This window comes from Streptosporangium sp. DT93 (assembly GCF_049844535.1).
GTDB lineage: Bacteria > Actinomycetota > Actinomycetes > Streptosporangiales > Streptosporangiaceae > Streptosporangium.
Genome location: NZ_JBNCLF010000015.1, coordinates 54,829 through 72,782, shown reverse-complemented (window position 1 = coordinate 72,782; position 17,954 = coordinate 54,829). Strand labels below are relative to the sequence as shown.

The 17,954-nt window shown below is 73.4% G+C and carries 17 protein-coding genes; 10 read left to right on the top strand and 7 right to left on the bottom strand.

The genetic code is table 11. The features are described from left to right. Position 1 precedes the first annotated feature (1 nt). Complete coding sequence (xseA, locus tag ACLQ2R_RS28105; protein ID WP_425963733.1) at positions 2-1,210, top strand: exodeoxyribonuclease VII large subunit; 1,209 nt, start codon at positions 2-4, stop codon at positions 1,208-1,210. Here xseA and ACLQ2R_RS28100 read toward each other — a convergent pair. Then, on the bottom strand, positions 1,188-1,658 hold the full coding sequence (locus tag ACLQ2R_RS28100; RefSeq protein ID WP_425963732.1) for a GNAT family N-acetyltransferase: 471 nt from the start codon (positions 1,656-1,658) through the stop codon (positions 1,188-1,190). The two genes, xseA and ACLQ2R_RS28100, sit on opposite strands and share 23 nt — an antisense overlap. Positions 1,659-1,730: 72 nt before the next feature. On the opposite strand from ACLQ2R_RS28100, the gene ACLQ2R_RS28095 reads away from it, so the two are divergent. Then, positions 1,731-1,961 carry an exodeoxyribonuclease VII small subunit gene (locus tag ACLQ2R_RS28095; protein ID WP_386234508.1) on the top strand — a complete coding sequence of 77 codons (231 nt, stop codon included), beginning with the start codon at positions 1,731-1,733 and terminating at the stop codon, positions 1,959-1,961. Between the two features lie 101 nt (positions 1,962-2,062). On the opposite strand, the gene ACLQ2R_RS28090 is transcribed toward ACLQ2R_RS28095, so the two are convergent. Then, positions 2,063-2,596: a DUF4245 domain-containing protein gene (locus ACLQ2R_RS28090; protein WP_425963730.1), complete on the bottom strand. Its 534-nt coding sequence runs from the start codon at positions 2,594-2,596 to the stop codon at positions 2,063-2,065. Between the two features lie 38 nt (positions 2,597-2,634). Then, positions 2,635-3,240 carry a TetR/AcrR family transcriptional regulator gene (locus tag ACLQ2R_RS28085; RefSeq protein WP_425963729.1) on the bottom strand — a complete coding sequence of 202 codons (606 nt, stop codon included), beginning with the start codon at positions 3,238-3,240 and terminating at the stop codon, positions 2,635-2,637. Positions 3,241-3,323: 83 nt separating this feature from the next. On the opposite strand from ACLQ2R_RS28085, the gene glpX reads away from it, so the two are divergent. Further along, entirely contained in the window at positions 3,324-4,358 is a 1,035-nt protein-coding gene (glpX, locus tag ACLQ2R_RS28080; RefSeq protein WP_386234517.1) for a class II fructose-bisphosphatase, read from the top strand. 104 nt (positions 4,359-4,462) lie between these two features. Here the strand turns inward: glpX and ACLQ2R_RS28075 are convergent, their stop codons facing one another. Continuing rightward, complete coding sequence (locus ACLQ2R_RS28075) at positions 4,463-5,065, bottom strand: DUF1707 SHOCT-like domain-containing protein (protein ID WP_425963727.1); 603 nt, start codon at positions 5,063-5,065, stop codon at positions 4,463-4,465. Positions 5,066-5,226: 161 nt separating this feature from the next. Between ACLQ2R_RS28075 and ACLQ2R_RS28070 the strand changes: the two genes are divergently transcribed. After that, the gene (locus ACLQ2R_RS28070) at positions 5,227-6,459 is read left to right on the top strand and encodes an MFS transporter (protein ID WP_425963726.1); all 1,233 of its coding nucleotides are present in this window, start codon (positions 5,227-5,229) and stop codon (positions 6,457-6,459) included. A gap of 147 nt (positions 6,460-6,606) precedes the next feature. Here ACLQ2R_RS28070 and ACLQ2R_RS28065 read toward each other — a convergent pair whose 3' ends face one another. After that, a complete protein-coding gene (locus ACLQ2R_RS28065) occupies positions 6,607-7,503 on the bottom strand; it encodes a TIM barrel protein (protein ID WP_425963725.1) in 897 nt (298 codons plus the stop codon). 235 nt (positions 7,504-7,738) lie between these two features. Further along, positions 7,739-9,193 (bottom strand): PLP-dependent aminotransferase family protein, encoded by a 1,455-nt coding sequence (locus ACLQ2R_RS28060; protein WP_425963724.1) that lies wholly within the window; start codon positions 9,191-9,193, stop codon positions 7,739-7,741. A gap of 67 nt (positions 9,194-9,260) precedes the next feature. Here ACLQ2R_RS28060 and ACLQ2R_RS28055 point away from each other — a divergent pair, with 67 nt between their 5' ends. Then, complete coding sequence (locus tag ACLQ2R_RS28055) at positions 9,261-10,199, top strand: DMT family transporter (protein ID WP_425963722.1); 939 nt, start codon at positions 9,261-9,263, stop codon at positions 10,197-10,199. On the opposite strand, the gene ACLQ2R_RS28050 is transcribed toward ACLQ2R_RS28055, so the two are convergent. After that, positions 10,200-10,634, bottom strand: a complete 435-nt coding sequence (locus tag ACLQ2R_RS28050; protein WP_425963721.1) for a hypothetical protein — start codon at positions 10,632-10,634, stop codon at positions 10,200-10,202. 257 nt (positions 10,635-10,891) lie between these two features. Between ACLQ2R_RS28050 and ACLQ2R_RS28045 the strand changes: the two genes are divergently transcribed. From ACLQ2R_RS28045 to ACLQ2R_RS28025, 5 genes are all read left to right on the top strand, one after another. Beyond that, positions 10,892-12,565 carry a fumarate hydratase gene (locus ACLQ2R_RS28045; RefSeq protein ID WP_425963720.1) on the top strand — a complete coding sequence of 558 codons (1,674 nt, stop codon included), beginning with the start codon at positions 10,892-10,894 and terminating at the stop codon, positions 12,563-12,565. 260 nt (positions 12,566-12,825) lie between these two features. Next, entirely contained in the window at positions 12,826-14,010 is a 1,185-nt protein-coding gene (locus tag ACLQ2R_RS28040) for a serine/threonine-protein kinase (protein ID WP_425963719.1), read from the top strand. A gap of 35 nt (positions 14,011-14,045) precedes the next feature. After that, positions 14,046-15,881, top strand: coding sequence for a serine/threonine-protein kinase (locus ACLQ2R_RS28035; RefSeq protein ID WP_425963717.1), 1,836 nt, complete (start codon positions 14,046-14,048; stop codon positions 15,879-15,881). Positions 15,882-15,964: 83 nt separating this feature from the next. Then, positions 15,965-17,365 (top strand): class II fumarate hydratase, encoded by a 1,401-nt coding sequence (locus ACLQ2R_RS28030; RefSeq protein WP_425963716.1) that lies wholly within the window; start codon positions 15,965-15,967, stop codon positions 17,363-17,365. Between the two features lie 89 nt (positions 17,366-17,454). Then, complete coding sequence (locus ACLQ2R_RS28025; protein ID WP_425963715.1) at positions 17,455-17,841, top strand: tautomerase family protein; 387 nt, start codon at positions 17,455-17,457, stop codon at positions 17,839-17,841. Positions 17,842-17,954: the final 113 nt, after the last annotated feature.

Genomic DNA, 17,954 nt, shown 5'->3' with positions numbered 1-17,954 from the left:
CATGAGCTCGAAGACCACCCCTGAGCAGCCCCTCCCGGTCCGCACGGTGTTGCAGATGGTCGGCGGCTGGATCGGCAAGCTCGGCACCGTCTGGGTCGAGGGGCAGATCACCGAGCTGACCGCCCGTGGCGGCACGGTGTTCCTGACGTTGCGCGACCCGGTGGCGAACGTCTCGGCCCGGGTCACCTGCCCGCGCGGCGTCTACGAGGCCACCGTCCCCCGCCCGGTCGACGGTGCCCGGATCGTGACGCACCTGAAGCCCGACTTCTGGGTCAACAAGGGTTCTTTCGCGTTCACCGCGCTGGAGATGCGGCCGGTCGGGGTCGGCGAGCTGCTGGCGCGGCTGGAGCGCCTGCGCCGCCTGCTCGCCTCCGAGGGTCTCTTCGGGGTCGACAGGAAGCGGCGGCTGCCGTTCCTGCCCGGCACGGTCGGGCTGATCTGCGGCCGCGACTCGGCCGCCGAGCGGGACGTGCTGGAGAACTCGCGGCGCCGCTGGCCCGCGGTGCGGTTCACGGTGGAACCGGTGGCCGTGCAGGGACCGTACGCGGTCGGCGAGGTCGTCGAGGCGCTGCGCAGGCTGGACGCCGACACCGAGGTGGACGTCATCGTGATCGCGCGGGGCGGCGGGTCGATGGAGGACCTGCTGCCCTTCTCCGACGAGGCGCTGGTGCGGGCGGTCGCGGCGTGCCGTACGCCGGTGGTCAGCGCGATCGGGCACGAGCAGGACAATCCGCTGCTCGACCTGGTCGCCGACGTGCGCGCCTCCACGCCCACGGACGCGGCCAAGAAGGTCGTGCCGGACGTCGGCGAGCAGCTCACGCTGATCCGCCAGCTCCGCGACCGGGGCCGCAGGGTGGCCAAGGGCTGGCTGGACCGCGAGACGGCGTGGCTGTCCGCGGCCCGCTCGCGGCCCGCCCTCGCCGACCCGGTGCGCGAGGTCGAGCGCAGGGCCGAGCAGGCCGAGCAGCTCAGGGACCGGGCGAGGCGCTCCCTCACCGGTTCCCTGGACCGCGCCCAGGACTCCCTGGAGCACCTGCGGGCCCGCCTGGTCTCGCTCTCCCCCGCCGCCACGCTCGAGCGCGGCTACGCGATCGTCCAGCGCCCCTCGGGCGAGGTCGTGCGGCGCGCGGGCGAGATCGCCCCGGGTGACGAGCTCACGGTGCGCTTCCCCGACGACCGGGTGACGGTCAGGAGCGATTCCACCACGTGAGCGACGGGTAGCCGTCGTCGACGAAGCCGAACTCCCGGTAGAGCGCCTCGGCGTCCGAGGTGGCGTGCAGGTCGACCCGGCGGACCCCGCTGCGCCGGTACCAGTCCAGCAGGGCGTTCACGACGGCCCGGCCGTGACCCCTGCGCCGGTGGCGGGGGTCGGTGGCCATGCCCTGGACGTAGCCGTAGCGCCCGTCCGGGAGGCTGGGGCCGGGCATCCGCTCGAAGATCAGGCCGACCCCGCAGGCCGCCAGCCCCCGGCCGGGGGCGTCCACCACGTAGACGGCGGTGTCGGCGCTGCCGAGCCGCTCGGCGAGGCTCTCGGCGTACGCCTCCTGCCACTCCTCCTCGATCGGGAGGGTTCCGTCCTGGGCCATCCTGTCGGCCAGGACCTCGCGGAGCCGCACCAGTTCGGGGATGTCGTCGGGGGTCGCGTCACGAACGCTCATCCGGGAAGTCTGCCAGCCGCGGGCGGCGGTGAGCCGGGCGGGGATGCCGGTGGGACGATCTAAGGTGGGTCCGTGGCCGATGAGAAGACACCGTCGTACGAGCAGGCGCGCGAGGAGCTGACCGAGGTGGTCCGCCGTCTCGAGGCGGGCGGGCTCACGCTGGAGGAGTCGATCGAGCTCTGGGAGCGCGGGGAGAGGCTGGCCTCGCTCTGTGAGGAGTGGCTCCAGGGGGCCCGGGTGAAGCTCGCCGCCGCCATGGCCCAGCGCCGCCAGCCCGACTCCACCGCCGACGCGCCCTTCTGAACGGGCGGCCGCACCACGCCCCGTCCCGTCCCGGACAGGCCGGACGCGTCCTTCCAGGCGATCGGCCGCCTCCCCCGCGGAACGGCCGAACGGGCCCTTCGTTAGGACGTGATCCTGGGCTGCTGCCTGAGGGACCCGGCCAGGGTGGTCAGCTCGTCCCAGGCGGCGGTGCCGGTGACGACCACGGTGACGTCGGGCAGGAACCGCACCAGGGAGCGCTGGTCCTTGTCCTCGCGGACGCGCCGTTCCCAGGTCGCGCCGCCGATCTGGACGGTGTCGGTGACCGTGGAGGTGTTGGAGAGCCGGTTGGCGAACTCGGCCGGGGGCTTCTCGTCGCTCTGGGCGAGCATCGCGTGGTCGCGCTTCGCGGTGGCGAAGCCGAGCTTCCAGGTCGTCCCGCCGCCGTCGTTCGTCCTGCGGGAGCTGTTCGGCACCCATCCGGCGGCGACCGGCTCGGGGGCCCACACCTGGAAGGGCGCGGTACGCCGCAGGTCGGACAGGGTCAGCGCGTAGTCGACCTTCGGGATGTTCTCGGTCCTGCTCTGCGGGGTGATGAGCAGGAAGAGGCCGACGGCGGCCAGGCAGACCGCCATCGCGAACGCGTAGCCGTAGAAGCCCTCGGTGAACTTTCGCACGACCACCGACACTATCCGCTCGACGGGGCGGTCCCGTCTCAGGGGCGGCGGATCTGCGCGACGATGGCCAGCACGTCCTCGGCGAGCGCGCGGGAGGCGTTCTCGTCGTCGGAGAGGGCGACCTCGGAGACGGCCGCGGCGAGCGCCCCGGTGAGGACCACGACCAGCGCGCCCTCGTCGCCCTCGAACAGGGCCGCGTTGCGCTTGGCCCACTGCCGGAGCCGGTCGCGCATGATGACCTCGAAGCCCGGCGGCCCGTCGCCGCGCAGGAAGAGGGCCGACAGCTCCCGTTCGGCCAGGCAGCCCTCCAGGTAGGCGCGGGCCCCGGCGATGAACAGCCGCATCGGGTCGCCCTCGCCCGCGGCCCTGGCCTCCTGGACCGCCTGCTTGGTCCGCTGGGTCTGCCGGGTCTGGAACTCGTCGAAGAGGGTGAGGTAGAGGTCCGCCTTGCCGGAGAAGTGGTGGTAGAGGCTGCCCACGCTCGCCCCCGCCCGGGAGACCACGTCGGTGACCCCGGCCTCGGCGAAGCCGCTCGTGACGAACGTCTCCCTGGCCGCGACCAGGAGCGCGACGCGCGTGGCGGCACCCCTCTCGGAGGTCCGCGCACCCCCGCCCTTCACCAGCCGTTCCGTGTCACTGCTCATGGTGGGCAGATTATCCTCCGCGAACCCGTCTCAGGGGTGCCAACTACGATCGTTGCAACAAACCACGAGAGGGGTTTCCCACCATGTCCGATCAGACGTCCGTTCCCGCCGCCCTCGCCACGGGTGAACACGCACCTGATCGCAACCTCGCCCTCGAACTCGTCCGGGTCACCGAGGCGGCCGCGATGGCGGCGGCCCGCTGGGTCGGGCGGGGGGACAAGAACGGCGCGGACGGCGCCGCGGTGAACGCGATGCGCCAGTTGATCAACACCGTGTCGATGAGCGGCGTGGTGGTCATCGGCGAGGGCGAGAAGGACAACGCGCCGATGCTCTACAACGGCGAGCAGGTGGGCGACGGCAGCGGCGCGGCGTGCGACGTGGCCGTCGACCCGATCGACGGCACCCGGCTGACCGCGCTCGGCATGCCGAACGGGATCTCGGTGATCGCGGTCAGCGAGCGCGGATCGATGTACGACCCGTCGGCGGTCTTCTACATGGACAAGCTGGTCACCGGCCCCGAGGCGGCCTCGTCGGTGGACATCAACGCGCCGGTGGCCGACAACATCGCCGCGGTGGCGCGCGCCAAGGGGGGCGAGCCCTCGGACGTGACCGTGGTCATCCTGGACCGCCCCCGGCACGAGAAGATCATCCGGGAGGTGCGGGAGGCCGGGGCGCGGATCAGGCTCATCACCGACGGCGACGTGGCCGGGGCGATCATGGCGGCCCGGGTGGGCACCGGCGTCGACCTGATGCTGGGCATCGGCGGCACCCCGGAGGGCATCATCGCCGCGTGCGCGCTCAAGTGCATGGGCGGCGTCATCCAGGGCAGGCTCTGGCCGCAGGACGAGGCCGAGCGCCGCCGGGCGCTGGACGCGGGCCTCGATCTCGACGCCACGCTCGGCACCGACGACCTGGTCAGCTCCGACGACGTGTTCTTCGCGGCCACCGGCATCACCGACGGTGAGCTGATGCAGGGCGTCCGCTACCGGGCCGGGCGGGCCGTCACCAACTCCCTGGTCATGCGCGGCCGGTCGGGGACGATCCGGAAGATCGAGAGCGAGCACCAGCTCTGGAAGCTGCGGGCCTACAGCGCGATCGACTTCGAGCACGCCCGCTGAGGACGGCGGGACCGGCGGAACCGGCGGGGTCACGTCATCGGACGGCGGGCCCCGCCCCGCCGCCCCCGCCGAAGCACGGAGCCCGGAGCCCGGCGGAGCCTCCGTCAGCGGCGGAACCAGGAGCGGCGGGGCCGCCTGGGGGACTTGGCCACGATGTTGCCGAGCGTGACGACGCCGGTGATCTCGATGACCGGGCCGTCGTCCGAGCCCGGGACCTGGTTCCTCTTGCCCCCCATGAACGTCGAGGCGGGCATCTCGATCCGCACCCCCTCGGGCACGATCAGGGTCAGGGTGCCGCCCATCACGGTGACCTGGAGGGTCACCCGGCTGGACTGCAGCAGCGCGTCGCACAGGTCGAGCGTGACGTTGGCGCAGATCGCGGTCGCGGAGAAGCGGGTCGGCACCACCCAGCGGCCCGAGCGTTTCTCCGAGCCGAAGAACGCCGTCACCGGGCGGACGTCGGTGCGCAGCGGCTGCGCCTCGGGCGGGAGCAGGTCGGCGGTGAGGGCGGAGAGCTCCCCCAGCGTGCGGGCCCGGTAGAGCGCGTCGACGCGCTGCTCGTACTCGTCGTGGTCGAGGCGGCCGTCGGCGAGCGCGTCGCCGAGCACGGCGGCCACCCTCTCGCGGTCGGCGTCCCCGGCTCTGAGGTCGGCGGGACGTGGCTCGGGGACGTGACGGCGGACGGCGGGGGACCGGTGACTCTCCACCCTTCGACCATAATCGCCGCGGGGCCCCGGCGCCCCGTCCGGCGCGCCCCGGATCCATCGGACGGCGCGCGGAACCGGCAGGTGACAGGCCATTGACCACCGGGTACGCCGCCCTTACCCTGACGAGAACTTGAAACCCCCTCATGTTCCCGGAGATCGTCATGCCGACCCCCCGTGACAGGCAGGCACGCGTGGCGACCTGGGCGGCGTTCTTCGTCCAGGGGCTCTGCTTCGCCACCCTGCTGACCCATGTGATCGACCTGCAGCACCGCTTCGGTCTCAGCGACGGCGACCTCACCCTGGTCCTGCTGCTCGTACCGGTCATCGCCGGCATCGGCAGCGCGGTCGCGGGCCCCCTGGCGAGCCGCTACGGCAGCGCCCCGGTGCTGCGGATCTCCCAGGCGGGCGTCTGCACGGTCGTGATCCTGTCCGGCTGGAACACCGACCTCGTCGGGCTGTACGCGCTCAGCGCGGTGTTCGGCCTGTTCGTCGGCGCGGTGGACGCGGCGATGAACATGCAGGCGGTCGCGGTCGAGCGCAGGTACGGGATGAGCGTGCTGACCGGCTTCCACGCCGTGTGGAGCGTCGGCTCGATGCTGGGCGCCGGGTTCAACTCCGCCTTCAGCGCGCTCGGCGTGCCGCTGGGCTGGTCGTTCACCGTCCCGGTGGCGATCGGCGCGCTGATCTCGGTGGTGATGCTCCCCCGCCTCTACCGGCGCGACGAGGAGGTCGTCGAGACGACGCCCGGGGCCGTGGCCGCCCGGTCGCCGTGGCGGCCGATCATCCCGCTCTGCCTGGCGATGGCCTTCCTGTACGTCGGCGACGCGGCGGTCTCCAACTACGGCACGGTCTACATGGAGAAGGCGCTGGCGGCGAGCGGGTGGCTGGTGCCGTTCGGCTACCTCGTCTACCAGGCGGCGATGCTGCTGGCCCGCGTCCCCGGCGACTTCGCCGTGCGCAGGTACGGCCCGGCGCCGGTGGTGCGCGCGGGCGCGGTGATCGCGGCGGCGGGCATGCTGGGCCTGGTGCTGGCGCCCGGCGTCGTGGTGGCGGTCCTGTCGTTCGGCCTGGTCGGCATCGGCCTGTCCGTCATCGCCCCGCAGTCGTTCTCGGCCGCCGGACGCCTCGGCGCCGGGGCGGAGACCGCGATCGCCCGGGTCAACCTGTTCAACTACGTCGGTTTCCTGGTGGGCGCCGCCGTGATCGGCACCCTCAACGACACGGTGAGCATCCGGGTGGCGTTCGTCCCGGCCGTCGTGCTGGTGGCCCTGATCGTCTTCCTGGCCCGGGGCTTCCAGCCGGACCCCGGGCCCGCCACCGGACCCGGCGGTGAGCCCGGCGGTGAGCCCGTCACCGGACCGAACCCGAGGGCCGCCCCCGGGGATCACCGCTGAGGCGTGCCGATCCGGTACGGCGGAGCCGGAGCGGCGGGGAGTGACGCCCGCGGGACGGCGGCCGGCGAGCCCGTCGCAGGGGCGGCACGGCCCTCCCGGTCTCCCCCGGGTCTTCTCGCGGCCCGCGCGTGCCCGCCGGGACCTCGATCACGGGCCCGCCGCACCCGTCGCACCCGCCGGCGGGCCGGCGAGCCCGTTCAGGTACGCCAGGCTCTCGGCGACGCCCTCCCGGGGGCCGACGTCGCCCGCGTCGCCCGGGGCGAGCCTGACCTCCTGCTCCAGCACGTACCAGCCGTCGTACCCGGCCGCGGTCAGGCCCGCGACGATGGCGGGCACGTCCACGTCGCCCCGGCCCAGCGGGAGGTAGAGGCCCTCCTTGAGGGCCCGGTCGTAGGGCAGCTCCCCCGTCCTGACCCGCTCGGCCACGGCGGCGTCGACGTCCTTGAGGTGGACGTGGGCGATCCGCCCGGCGGCCCGCGCGACCAGCTCGGCGGGGTCGACGCCGCCCGCGAGCAGGTGGCCGGTGTCCAGGCAGAGCTGCACGGGGCTGCCGTCGAGCACCCGCCGGACCTCGTCGGGGTCGCGCACCACCGTCCCGACGTGCGGGTGCAGGGCGACGGAGCGGCCGAACTCCTTGGCGCTCTTGAGGATCCGGCGCAGGTTGGTCATCAGGGTCTTCCAGGCGGCGGCGTCCAGCTCGGGCCTGGCGTCGTAGCTCTCGCCGCCGGTGGAGGCGGCCAGCACGACCGTGTCCACGTCGCCGTCGGCGAACGCGCGCATCGCGGCCCGGACCACGGGGAGCGGGTCGTGGTCGTTCTCGTGCAGGACCACCGGGACGAATCCGCCCACCGCGCGCAGCCCGTACCGCGCCAGCAGGGCGTGGCAGCGCGTCGGCGAGGGCGGCAGGAAGCCCTCGGGGCCGAGCTCGGTGGCCGTCAGGCCCAGCTCCCGCATCTCGGCGAGCACCCGGGATCGATCCAGCTGGTACCCCCAGCCGGGGACCTCGCAGACACCCCAGGAGATCGGCGCACCGGCAATTCTCACAGGACCACCTCCGCGACGCGCGCCGGGCGCTCCTCGCACCGGAAGGGTTACGCGGTCTCGGCGAGGTGGAGCGCGGCCGGGGCGTCCTCGACCGTGCAGGGACTGTTCGTCTCCCCGCGTGCCGCGCCGGGAAACGCGTCGAGCCCGGCCGTGTGGGGCCGTGTCGGGGCGTGGGAGTCCCGGCGATGCCGGGCCGGGGCCCGCCGGGGGTGCGTACCGGGACGGACCGGGCGGGTCATCGGCGCAGGGCGTCCGCGAAGGCGCGGACCGCCTCGTCGGCGCGGTGGACCGGCAGACGCGCGAAGCCCATCACCAGCGCGGGCGGCCCCGGCGCGTGCCTCATCGGCGCCACCGGTTCGGCCGCCAGCCCGCACGCCAGGGCCGCCCGCGCCGCCCCCGTCTCGTCCTGGCCGGCCGGCAGCTCGGCGAGCAGGTGCAGCCCGGCGGAGACGCCCCGCACGACGAGCTCGGGGAGGTGCACGGCCAGGGCGCGCACGAGGGCGTCGCGGCGGGCCCGGTACTCCCGGCGCGTTCCGCGCAGGTGCCGGTCGTAGCCGCCGGTGGTGATGAAGTCGGCCAGGACGTACTGCTCCAGCACCGGCGAGCCGAGGTCCAGCTCGGCGCGGGCCAGCCGCAGCGACGCGGCGATCCGGGCCGGGGCGGCCACCCATCCCAGGCGGAGACCGGGCGCCAGGGACTTGCTGACGCTCCCGACCAGGATCACCCGGTCGGGGGCCAGCCCCTGCAGGCAGCCCACCGGGTCGCGGTCGAAGCGCAGCTCGGCGTCGTAGTCGTCCTCCAGGATCGTCGCGCCGGTCGCGACGGCCCACGCGATCAGCTCGGCGCGGCGGCGCGGGGAGAGGACGACGCCGGTCGGGTACTGGTGCGCGGGGGTGAGCAGCACGGCCCGCGCGCCGGTCGCGGCGAGCGCTCCGACGTCGACGCCCTCGTCGTCCACGCCGACCGCGACCAGGTCGGCGCCGGCCGCGCGGAGCAGCGGGAGCTGGCGGACGCCGGTGGGGTCCTCGATCGCCAGCCGGATCCGTCCGGGGCGCGGCGCGGGAGGCGTGTCGTCCCGGACGAACCAGCCGAGGTCGTGCCGGTCCGCGACCACCGGGAGCCTGCCCGCCAGCGCCTGGATCGCGAGGCTCATCCCCTGGGCGACCCCGCCCACGATCACCAGGCCGTCCGGGCCGACGTCGGCCGCCCGGACCCTTCCGAGGTAGGCGGCGAGCTCCTCGCGGAGGGCGGGGACGCCGCCGGGGTCGCCGTAGTCCAGGGCGTCGGAGGGCAGCGAGGCGAGCGCCCGCCGCATCGAGGCCAGCCAGCGCTGGCGGGGGAACGCGCCCAGGTCGGGGGCGGTGGCGCGGCGCCCCCGGTACGGATCGTCCCCGGCGGCGGGCCCGATCCCGTCCCCCGCACGGCCCTCCTCGGGCGAGCGGCTCGCGGCCGGGGCCACGACGGTGCCCACGCCGACCCTGGAGAGCAGGAAACCCTCGGCCACGAGTTGCTCGTAGGCCTCCACGACCACGCCCCGGGACAGCCCGAGGTCCCTGGCCAGCTCGCGGCTGGCGGGCAGCCGGACCCCGGCCGCCAGCCGCCCGTGCCGTACGGCTTCGCGGAGCTCGCGGGCGACCTGGGCGGCGACACCGCCGGCGGCCCGGTCGACGGTCAGATGGAGATCGGCCAATTGGCCCTCGTTTTCTCGGGGTCATTGGACCCGGCGGGCGAACCATTGGCTTCCTAGCATTCCGTACATGAACGAGACTGTCAGCCTCCCCGCGCCCCGGCCGGAGCCGCGCGGACTGTTCGAGGCCGCGGCGGCGATGTTCCTGGTGGGCACCCTGGCGGGGGTCTCCGGGCTGATCGGCGACTATCCGGTCTACGGCGGGCAGGCCGTGCGCTACCTGGTGGCGGCCGTGATCCTGTTCTCCGTCGCGCGGCTGGCGGGGATGCGGCCGGTGCGGCCCACCCTCCGGGAGACGGCGCTGCTGGCGGCGCTGGCGCTGACCGGGCTGGTGCTGTTCAACGTGTGCGTGATCGAGGCCACCCGGCGCGGCGGGCCCGCTCTCGTCGGCACCGTCCTGGGCACCGTACCGCTGGCCCTGGCGCTGATCGGCGGGCGGCCCTCGCCCCGGCTGCTCGGCGCGGCGACGGTCGTCGTCACCGGGGCGACGGTGGCCACCGGCCTGGGCAGCGGCGACCCGGTCGGGCTGCTCTGGTCGCTCGGCGCGCTGGGCTGTGAGGTCTGCTTCTCGGTGCTCGCCCTGCCGTTGCTGCCGAGGCTGGGCGCGGTGCGCGTCTCGGCCTGCTCGGCGGCGCTGGCCGTACCGCTGCTGGTGGTCGCCGGGCTGCTCGCGGACGGCACCGCGCTGATCAGGGTGCCGACCCCGCCCGAGGCGGCGAGCCTGGCCTACCAGGCGGTGATCATAACGAGTGTGGCGTTCCTCCTCTGGTACGACGCCCTGCCGCGGATCGGCCCGGGGACCGCCGGGTTGTTCGCCGGGCTGATCCCGGTCGGCGCCATCGCCACCGGCGCGGTCCTCGGCCTGGGCACCCCCTCGGGAGCCGACCTGCTCGGCGCCGCGCTCGTGGTGGCGGGCATCGCCGTCGGCCTGGCTCCCCGGGGGTTCACCCGCCGCCTCCGGCCGGGAGGGTCCACCCGCCGGTCACGACCTCGGACGTCCGTTCGCTGATCAGCCCCAGGGGTTCACCCGCTGCCGGGGCACGTTCACCCGCTGCGCGGGCGCGTCGGCCCGCTGCGGCGGGCTCACCCGGCGCTGGGAGGCCTCGGCCCAGCGCGAGGAGTGCGCCCGGCGCGGGGAGTCACCGCTCCGATGGGGCATGCTGACCCGCCAGCCGGGGTGGCCGGACCCCGAGGACCCCGAGAACCCCGAGGACCCCGAGGGCAGGGCGGCCGTCCGTCCGGCGGAGAGGGCGATCCGCTGCCCGGACATGGCGACGGGCGTCTTGGGCCAGCTCACCGGCCATTCGGGCGTCCGCCCGTCGTTCTCCTTGATGCTCGTCAGCGTGATCGCGATCAGCGACACGGTCAGACCGGCCACGATGAAGACGGCCACGAGTACCAGCATGACGATGCTGCCGGCCGGGACGGTGTTTCCGACGTTCATGGTGCCCCTCCTGCTTCCACCGGGCACTCGGCCCGGTCTGCTTCCAGCTTCACCCCTCCCTCCGAACAGATATGGACAAAAGCCGCATACCCCACCGACCCTTGTCCTGAATATTCGGGTTTCATCGCATTTGTCCAGATCCGTTTGCCCGACCGAGGGACGAACGCCCCCCGGCCGGCCACCACGGCCGGGCGCGCGGGCGAGGCCTTACCCTCTAGGGAAAACGGACATGACCCTCGCGCGAAGGATCGACGACGATGCCCGAGTTCGACTACACCGACCTGCTCCCCCTGGGCCCGGACGAGACCGAGTACCGCCTGATCACCTCCGAGGGGGTACGGGTCGCCGAGGCCGCGGGGCGCCGGTTCCTGGAGGTCGAGCCCGAGGCGCTGCGGCTGCTCACCGAGACCGCGATCCACGACATCTCCCACTACCTGCGCCCCTCCCACCTCGCCCAGCTCCGTAAGATCGTCGACGACCCCGAGTCGAGCGGCAACGACCGGTTCGTCGCCCTGGACCTGCTCAAGAACGCCTCGATCTCGGCGGGCGGCGTCCTGCCGATGTGCCAGGACACCGGCACCGCGATCGTGATGGGCAAGCGCGGCCGGCACGTGCTCACCGACGGCGCCGACGCCGAGCACATCTCCCGGGGCGTCTACGACGCCTACACCCGGCTGAACCTGCGCTACTCGCAGATGGCGCCCCTGACCATGTGGGAGGAGAGGAACACCGGCTCCAACCTCCCCGCGCAGATCGAGCTCTACGCCGAGGACCCGGGCGGCCGGCCCGACGCCTACAAGCTGCTGTTCATGGCCAAGGGCGGCGGCAGCGCCAACAAGTCGTTCCTCTACCAGGAGACCAAGGCGGTGCTCAACGAGGCCAGGATGCTCCGCTTCCTGGAGGAGAAGATCATCTCCCTCGGCACCGCCGCCTGCCCGCCGTACCACCTGGCGATCGTCGTCGGCGGCACCTCCGCCGAGTTCGCCCTCAAGACCGCCAAGTACGCCAGCGCCCGCTACCTGGACTCCATCCCCGTCGAGGGCTCCCCGTCCGGGCACGGCTTCCGGGACACCGACCTGGAGGCCAAGGTCTTCGAGCTCACCCAGAGGCTCGGCATCGGCGCCCAGTTCGGCGGCAAGTACTTCTGCCACGACGTCCGCGTCATCCGCCTGCCCCGTCACGGCGCCTCCTGCCCGGTCGCCATCGCGGTCTCCTGCAGCGCCGACCGCCAGGCCCTGGCGAAGATCACCCCGGAGGGGGTCTTCCTGGAGCGGCTGGAGACCGACCCGGCCCGGTTCCTGCCGGAGACCACCGACGAGCACCTCTCGGACGACGTGGTGAGGATCGACCTCAACCGGCCGATGGAGGAGATCCTCGCCGAGCTGACCCGGTACCCGGTCAAGACCCGCCTGTCGCTGACCGGGCCGCTCGTGGTCGCCCGCGACATCGCCCACGCCAAGATCGGCGAGCTCCTGGACGCGGGCGGCGAGATGCCCGCCTACCTCAGGGACCACGCGGTCTACTACGCCGGCCCCGCCAAGACCCCCGAGGGGTACGCCTCGGGCTCCTTCGGCCCGACCACGGCCGGGCGGATGGACTCCTACGTCGAGCGCTTCCAGGCCGCCGGAGGCTCCAAGGTCATGCTGGCCAAGGGCAACCGCTCCCAGCAGGTCACCGACGCCTGCCAGGCCCACGGCGGCTTCTACCTGGGCTCCATCGGCGGCCCGGCCGCCCGCCTGGCCCAGGACTGCATCCGCAAGGTCGAGGTCCTCGAATACCCCGAGCTGGGCATGGAGGCCGTCTGGAGGATCGAGGTCGAGGACTTCCCCGCGTTCGTCGTGGTCGACGACAAGGGGAACGACTTCTTCGACCGGCGGCGGGCCGACGGCGGGGCCACCTTCGTCGGCATCCCCACCCGCTCCGGCAGGTAGGACGAGCACGGGCCGGCGGCGACCCCGCCGGCCCCCCGGTCCCCGATCTCACCCCTTGACCGCCGGCCTCCCGGCTCCCGATCCCGCCCCTCGGTCCGGCCGGCCGCACCCGCGAAACCCGTCCACCGACTCCGCACCGAAAGCCATATGCCACTCAGAGTCACCTAACAGGCGCGAGAGCGAAAATCTGACTGAAGTTGGCAAGAAGATTCGGCCCGGTCTCTACTGGTCTCATTACGCAAATCGGTAAGCTGCACCACATGCGTGCGCCACCCGGATACCTTCTCGCCGCGCGCTACCGGTTGTCGGAACCGGTGGGCCGCGGCGGCATGGGCACCGTTTGGCGAGCGCACGACGAGCTGCTCAACCGCGAGGTGGCGGTCAAGGAGGTGCGCCTCCCCCTGATCCTCGACGAGGAGCTGCGCGCCGAGCTGTGCGCCAGGACCGAGCGCGAGGGACGGGCGACCGCGATGGTGGCCCACCCCTCGGTCATCACCGTCTTCGACGTCGTCACCGAGGACGAGCGCCCCTGGATCGTGATGGAGCTGCTGCGCGCCAGGTCGCTGGAGCAGCTCCTGCAGGACCACGGCCCGCTGCCGCCGCGCCAGGTGGCGGAGATCGGGCGGCAGGTCCTGGGAGCGCTGCGCGCCGTGCACGCCAAGGGCATCCTGCACCGCGACGTGAAGCCCAGCAACGTCCTGGTCACCGACGACCGGGCGGTGCTCACCGACTTCGGCCTGGCCGCCCTGGAGGGCGACGTGTCCATCACCCAGGCCGGCATCGTGCTGGGCTCGGCCGGGTACATCGCCCCCGAGCGCGTCCTGGGGGCGAAGGCCAGCCCGGCCGGCGACCTGTGGTCGCTCGGCGCGACCCTCTACACCGCCGTCGAGGGCAAGGGTCTGCACGGGCGCCGTACGGCCGCCGCGGCCCTGGCGGCGCTGACCAGCGGCGAGCCGATCCCCATGGAACGCGCCGGGCCGCTGGCCCCGGTGTTGCGCGGCCTGCTCTCGATCGCCCCGGACGCCCGGCTCGACACGGTCAGGGCGGCGCTGATGCTCGCCCGGGTGGCGGCCGGCGGTTCGGCCGAGGAGCTCGCCGTCCGCTCGCCCGTCACGCGGCCGAGGACGCCCCAGGACGGCCAGGACGGCGCGTCGTTCGGCCGCCGCTCGCAGCATCGGGGCCTGCACCGGGTCGGCTCCGCGCCGCCACAGGCTCCGCGCCCCACCTCGCCCGTCTCTCCCCCGCCGCCGTCGGGACCACCCTCGGGACCGTTCTCGGCACCCGTGGCGCAGTCGCGATCGCACCGCCGGTCGAACGAGGGCGTCCATCGTAAAAATGTGGACATATCAGTAAGTTACCGCCCATTTGTCCGTTTCATGACGCCGTTCATCAGGTTGGTCCTCCCACGTCTTCTCTGGCCGAGGGAACTCCGTAAGCGCGGGTAAAGCACTTCTCAAGGGGGAATGGCTATCTTCTTCTCATGCCGGAACAGCAGACGCGCGTGCTCGCGGACCGTTATGAGCTGATCGCGCCACTCGGCCGGGGAACGATGGGCACCGTGTGGCGGGCCCACGACCGTTCCCTCGGTCGTGAGGTCGCGATCAAGGAGATCCGTCAGGAGCCCGGGCTCAGCGAGGCGCAGCGCACCGAACTTCGGGAACGGATGATCCGCGAGGGTCGTACGGCCGCCCGCATCAGCCATCCCTCGGTCGCCACCGTCCACGACGCCATCGTCGAGGACGGCAGCCCCTGGATCATCATGGAGCTCGTCCAGGCGCGCTCCCTGGAGCAGGTGATCGAGGAGGAGGGGCCGCTCCCACCGCGCCTGGTCGCCGAGATCGGGGCCGACCTGCTGGGGGCGCTCCGCGCGGCCCACGCCCAGGGCGTGCTCCACCGCGACGTCAAGCCGGGGAACGTGCTGATCACCGAGAGCGGCAGGGTCGTCCTCACCGACTTCGGCATCGCCAAGGCCGAGGGCGACACGAGCCTCACCAAGACCGGCATGGTGATCGGCTCCCCCGGGTACACGGCTCCGGAGCGCGCACGCGGCGAGCACAACGGCCCCGAGTCCGACCTGTGGTCGCTGGGCGCCACCCTGTACTTCGCGGTCGAGGGCCGCCCGGCCTACGAGCGCTCCTCGGTGGCGGAGACCCTCGCCGCGCTGATGAGCGAGCAGGTCGACCCGCCCACCCAGGCCGGTCCGCTCCGCCCGGTGCTGGAGCAGCTCCTGGAGAAGGACCACACCGCGCGCCTGACGGCCCCGCAGGCGGGCGCGATGCTCCGGGCGGTGGCCGACACCCCCACGCACCTGGCCGACTCCCTGCCCTCCACCCCGCCCCCCGTCACCGCGCCCCCGGCCTCCTCGGCGTCTCCGTCGTCTCCGTCGTCTCCGGCCGCTCCGAGGAACGCGGAGCCCGTACGCGCGGAGCCCGCCGGGTTCCCGGACGTCCCCGGCACGCCGGACGACACGAACGACGCAGACGACACCGACGGCTTCGACGCCGACCGCACGATGGTGGTCATCCGCCCCCGGGACGGCCTGCGCATCCCCGGCGCGGCCACGCCCGCCGAGCCCGCCTCCCGGAGGGGTGAGGCGGAGACGACGAACCCGGTGAGCACGGCGAGCCCCGCGAGCCCGGCGTCCGCCCCCGGCCGGCCGGCGGCCTCGCCGTACCCGGACCGCCCCGTGTTCGCCGACCCCGGAAGGCCCGTCGCGGGACGGCGTACCTCCACCGGCCCCGGCGGGCCGGGCGCGGGACGGCCGGACTCCGCCGGCCTCGGCACCCCCGTCGCCCGTGGTCCCGTGGCCCCCTGGGGCCGTCCTCCCGGCGCCCCGGGAGAGCCGGACGCGCCCTCCTCGGCCACCCCTCCCCACGGGTTCCCGGTGTCCTCCGACCCCTCCGCCACCCCGCCGCACGGGTTCCCCGCGACCGGGCCGGACTCCGGGCCCTCCACCGCCGTGCTCGGACCGCCGGTCCCCGGACCGGCCGGTCCGCCGCCGTACGCGCCCTTCCCGCCCGACCGGGCCCCGGGCGGCGGAGCGCCCTTCGGCACCATCGGCGCCCTCGGCGCCTCCGGTGCCCCCGGTGCCCCCGGGCATCCGCACCCGGCGCCCCCGCAGCCCTGGCGCCCGCAGGGGCCCGAGGCGGGCCTGGGCACCGACCTGTTCGCGATCGCCGGGCAGAACGGCCACCCGGCCCCCGGGCAGCCGCAGTCCCCGCCGCGCAGGTCCAAGATCGGCGTCTTCGTCCTGATGGGCGTGGCGGCGCTCTCACTCGTGGTGATCATGATCCTGGTGGTGGTGGCCTTCACCTGAGGAACGGCCCGCCGGAGCGGATCCCGCGCGTCCGACGTCCGCTCGACCGGTTTGATTCCTCTCATAGGACGCAGACTGGATCCATGAGCGAGTATCGGATCGAGCATGACTCGATGGGCGAGGTACGGGTTCCGGCGGGCGCGAAGTGGCGGGCACAGACCCAGCGGGCGGTGGAGAACTTCCCGGTCTCCGGGCGCGGGCTGGAGGTTCCGCACATCGCCGCACTCGGCCTGATCAAGGCGCTCGCCGCCGAGGTCAACGCCGAGCTCGGCGTGCTCGACAAGGAGCTGGCGCGGGCGATCGCCGAGGCCGCCACCGACGTCGCCGAGAACGAGTGGGACGGCGAGTTCCCCGTCGACGTCTTCCAGACCGGTTCCGGCACCTCCTCCAACATGAACGCCAACGAGGTGATCGCCACCCTCGCCGAGGAGCGGCTGGGCGCCCCGGTCCACCCCAACGACCATGTGAACGCCTCGCAGTCGTCCAACGACGTCTTCCCCACCTCCATCCACGTGGCCGCCACGACCGAGGTGTCGTACCACCTGATCCCCTCCCTGCGGCACCTGGCGACCGCGCTCCGCGAGAAGTCGCTGGAGTTCGAGGGCGTGGTCAAGGCAGGGCGGACGCACCTGATGGACGCCACCCCTGTCACCCTGGGACAGGAGTTCGGCGGATACGCCACGCAGGTCGACAACGGCATCGCGCGGGTGCGGAGCGCCCTCCCCCGCCTCTCCCAGCTCCCCCTGGGCGGCACCGCCGTCGGCACCGGTGTCAACACCCCGCCCGGCTTCGCGGCCAAGGTCATCGAGAGGCTGCGCGAGGCCACCGGGCTGCCGTTCGCCGAGGCCCCCGACCACTTCGAGGCCCAGGGCGCCCGTGACGCCCTCGTCGAGCTGTCCGGCCAGCTCCGCACGGTCGCGGTCTCGCTCAACAAGATCGCCAACGATCTGCGCTGGATGGGCTCGGGCCCCCGGGCCGGACTGGGCGAGATCAACCTGCCCGACCTCCAGCCCGGCTCCTCGATCATGCCCGGCAAGGTCAACCCGGTCGTCCCGGAGGCGGTGACCATGGTCGCCGCCCAGGTGATCGGGAACGACGCGGCCATCGCCTTCGCGGGCGCGTCCGGGACGTTCGAGCTCAACGTGATGCTGCCGGTGATGGCGCGCAACATCCTGGAGTCGGTGCGGCTGCTCGCCAACGTCTCCCGGCTGCTGGCCGACCGGTGCGTGCACGGCATCACCGCCAACGCCGACCGCATGCGCGAGTACGCGGAGTCGTCGCCGTCGATCGTCACCCCGCTCAACCGGTACGTCGGGTACGAGGAGGCCGCCAAGATAGCGAAGCAGGCCCTGGCCGAGCGCAAGACCATCCGCGAGGTCGTCATCGAACGCGGCCACGTGGCCGACGGCACCCTCACCGAGGAGCGGCTCGACGAACTGCTCGACGTGCTCTCCATGACCCGGCCGCCCACGCAGCCCGGGTGAGCCGGCGTCCCCTCGAAGGGGACGCCTCACGTCTCGTCCCCGATCACCCCGGTGACGGCGTGCCGCGGGGGCCTGCGAGACTTTCCCCCATGACCCAGATCAAGTTCTACGGCCGCCGGGACGTGTGGTCCGACCGGCGCCGGGAGATCTCCGACACCGTCCACGGATGCCTGGTGGACGTCTGGAAGCTTCCCGAGGACAAGCGGTTCCACCGGTTCCTGCTGCTGGACGCAGAGGACATGGTCTGCCCGCAGCGCAGCGAGCGGTACCTCATCGTGGAGATCGTCTGCTTCAGCGGCCGGTCGGACGAGGCCAAGCGCTCGCTGATCCGGGCCCTGTTCGCCAGGACCGGTGAGACGCTCGGCCTCGCCGCCGAGGACCTGGAGATCGTGATCCTCGAATCCCCCAAGACCAACTGGGGCATCCGCGGCCTGCCGGGCGACGAGCTGACGCTCATGTACCCGGTCACCATCTGACCACCTCTTCACCACCCGGTCCCCGGCAGCCCCGGGGGCCGATCCGACAGGACGATCCGGCGGGGGGCCGGGGCGGGGCGAGATAACGGATTCACCACATGGTGGTGGGATAT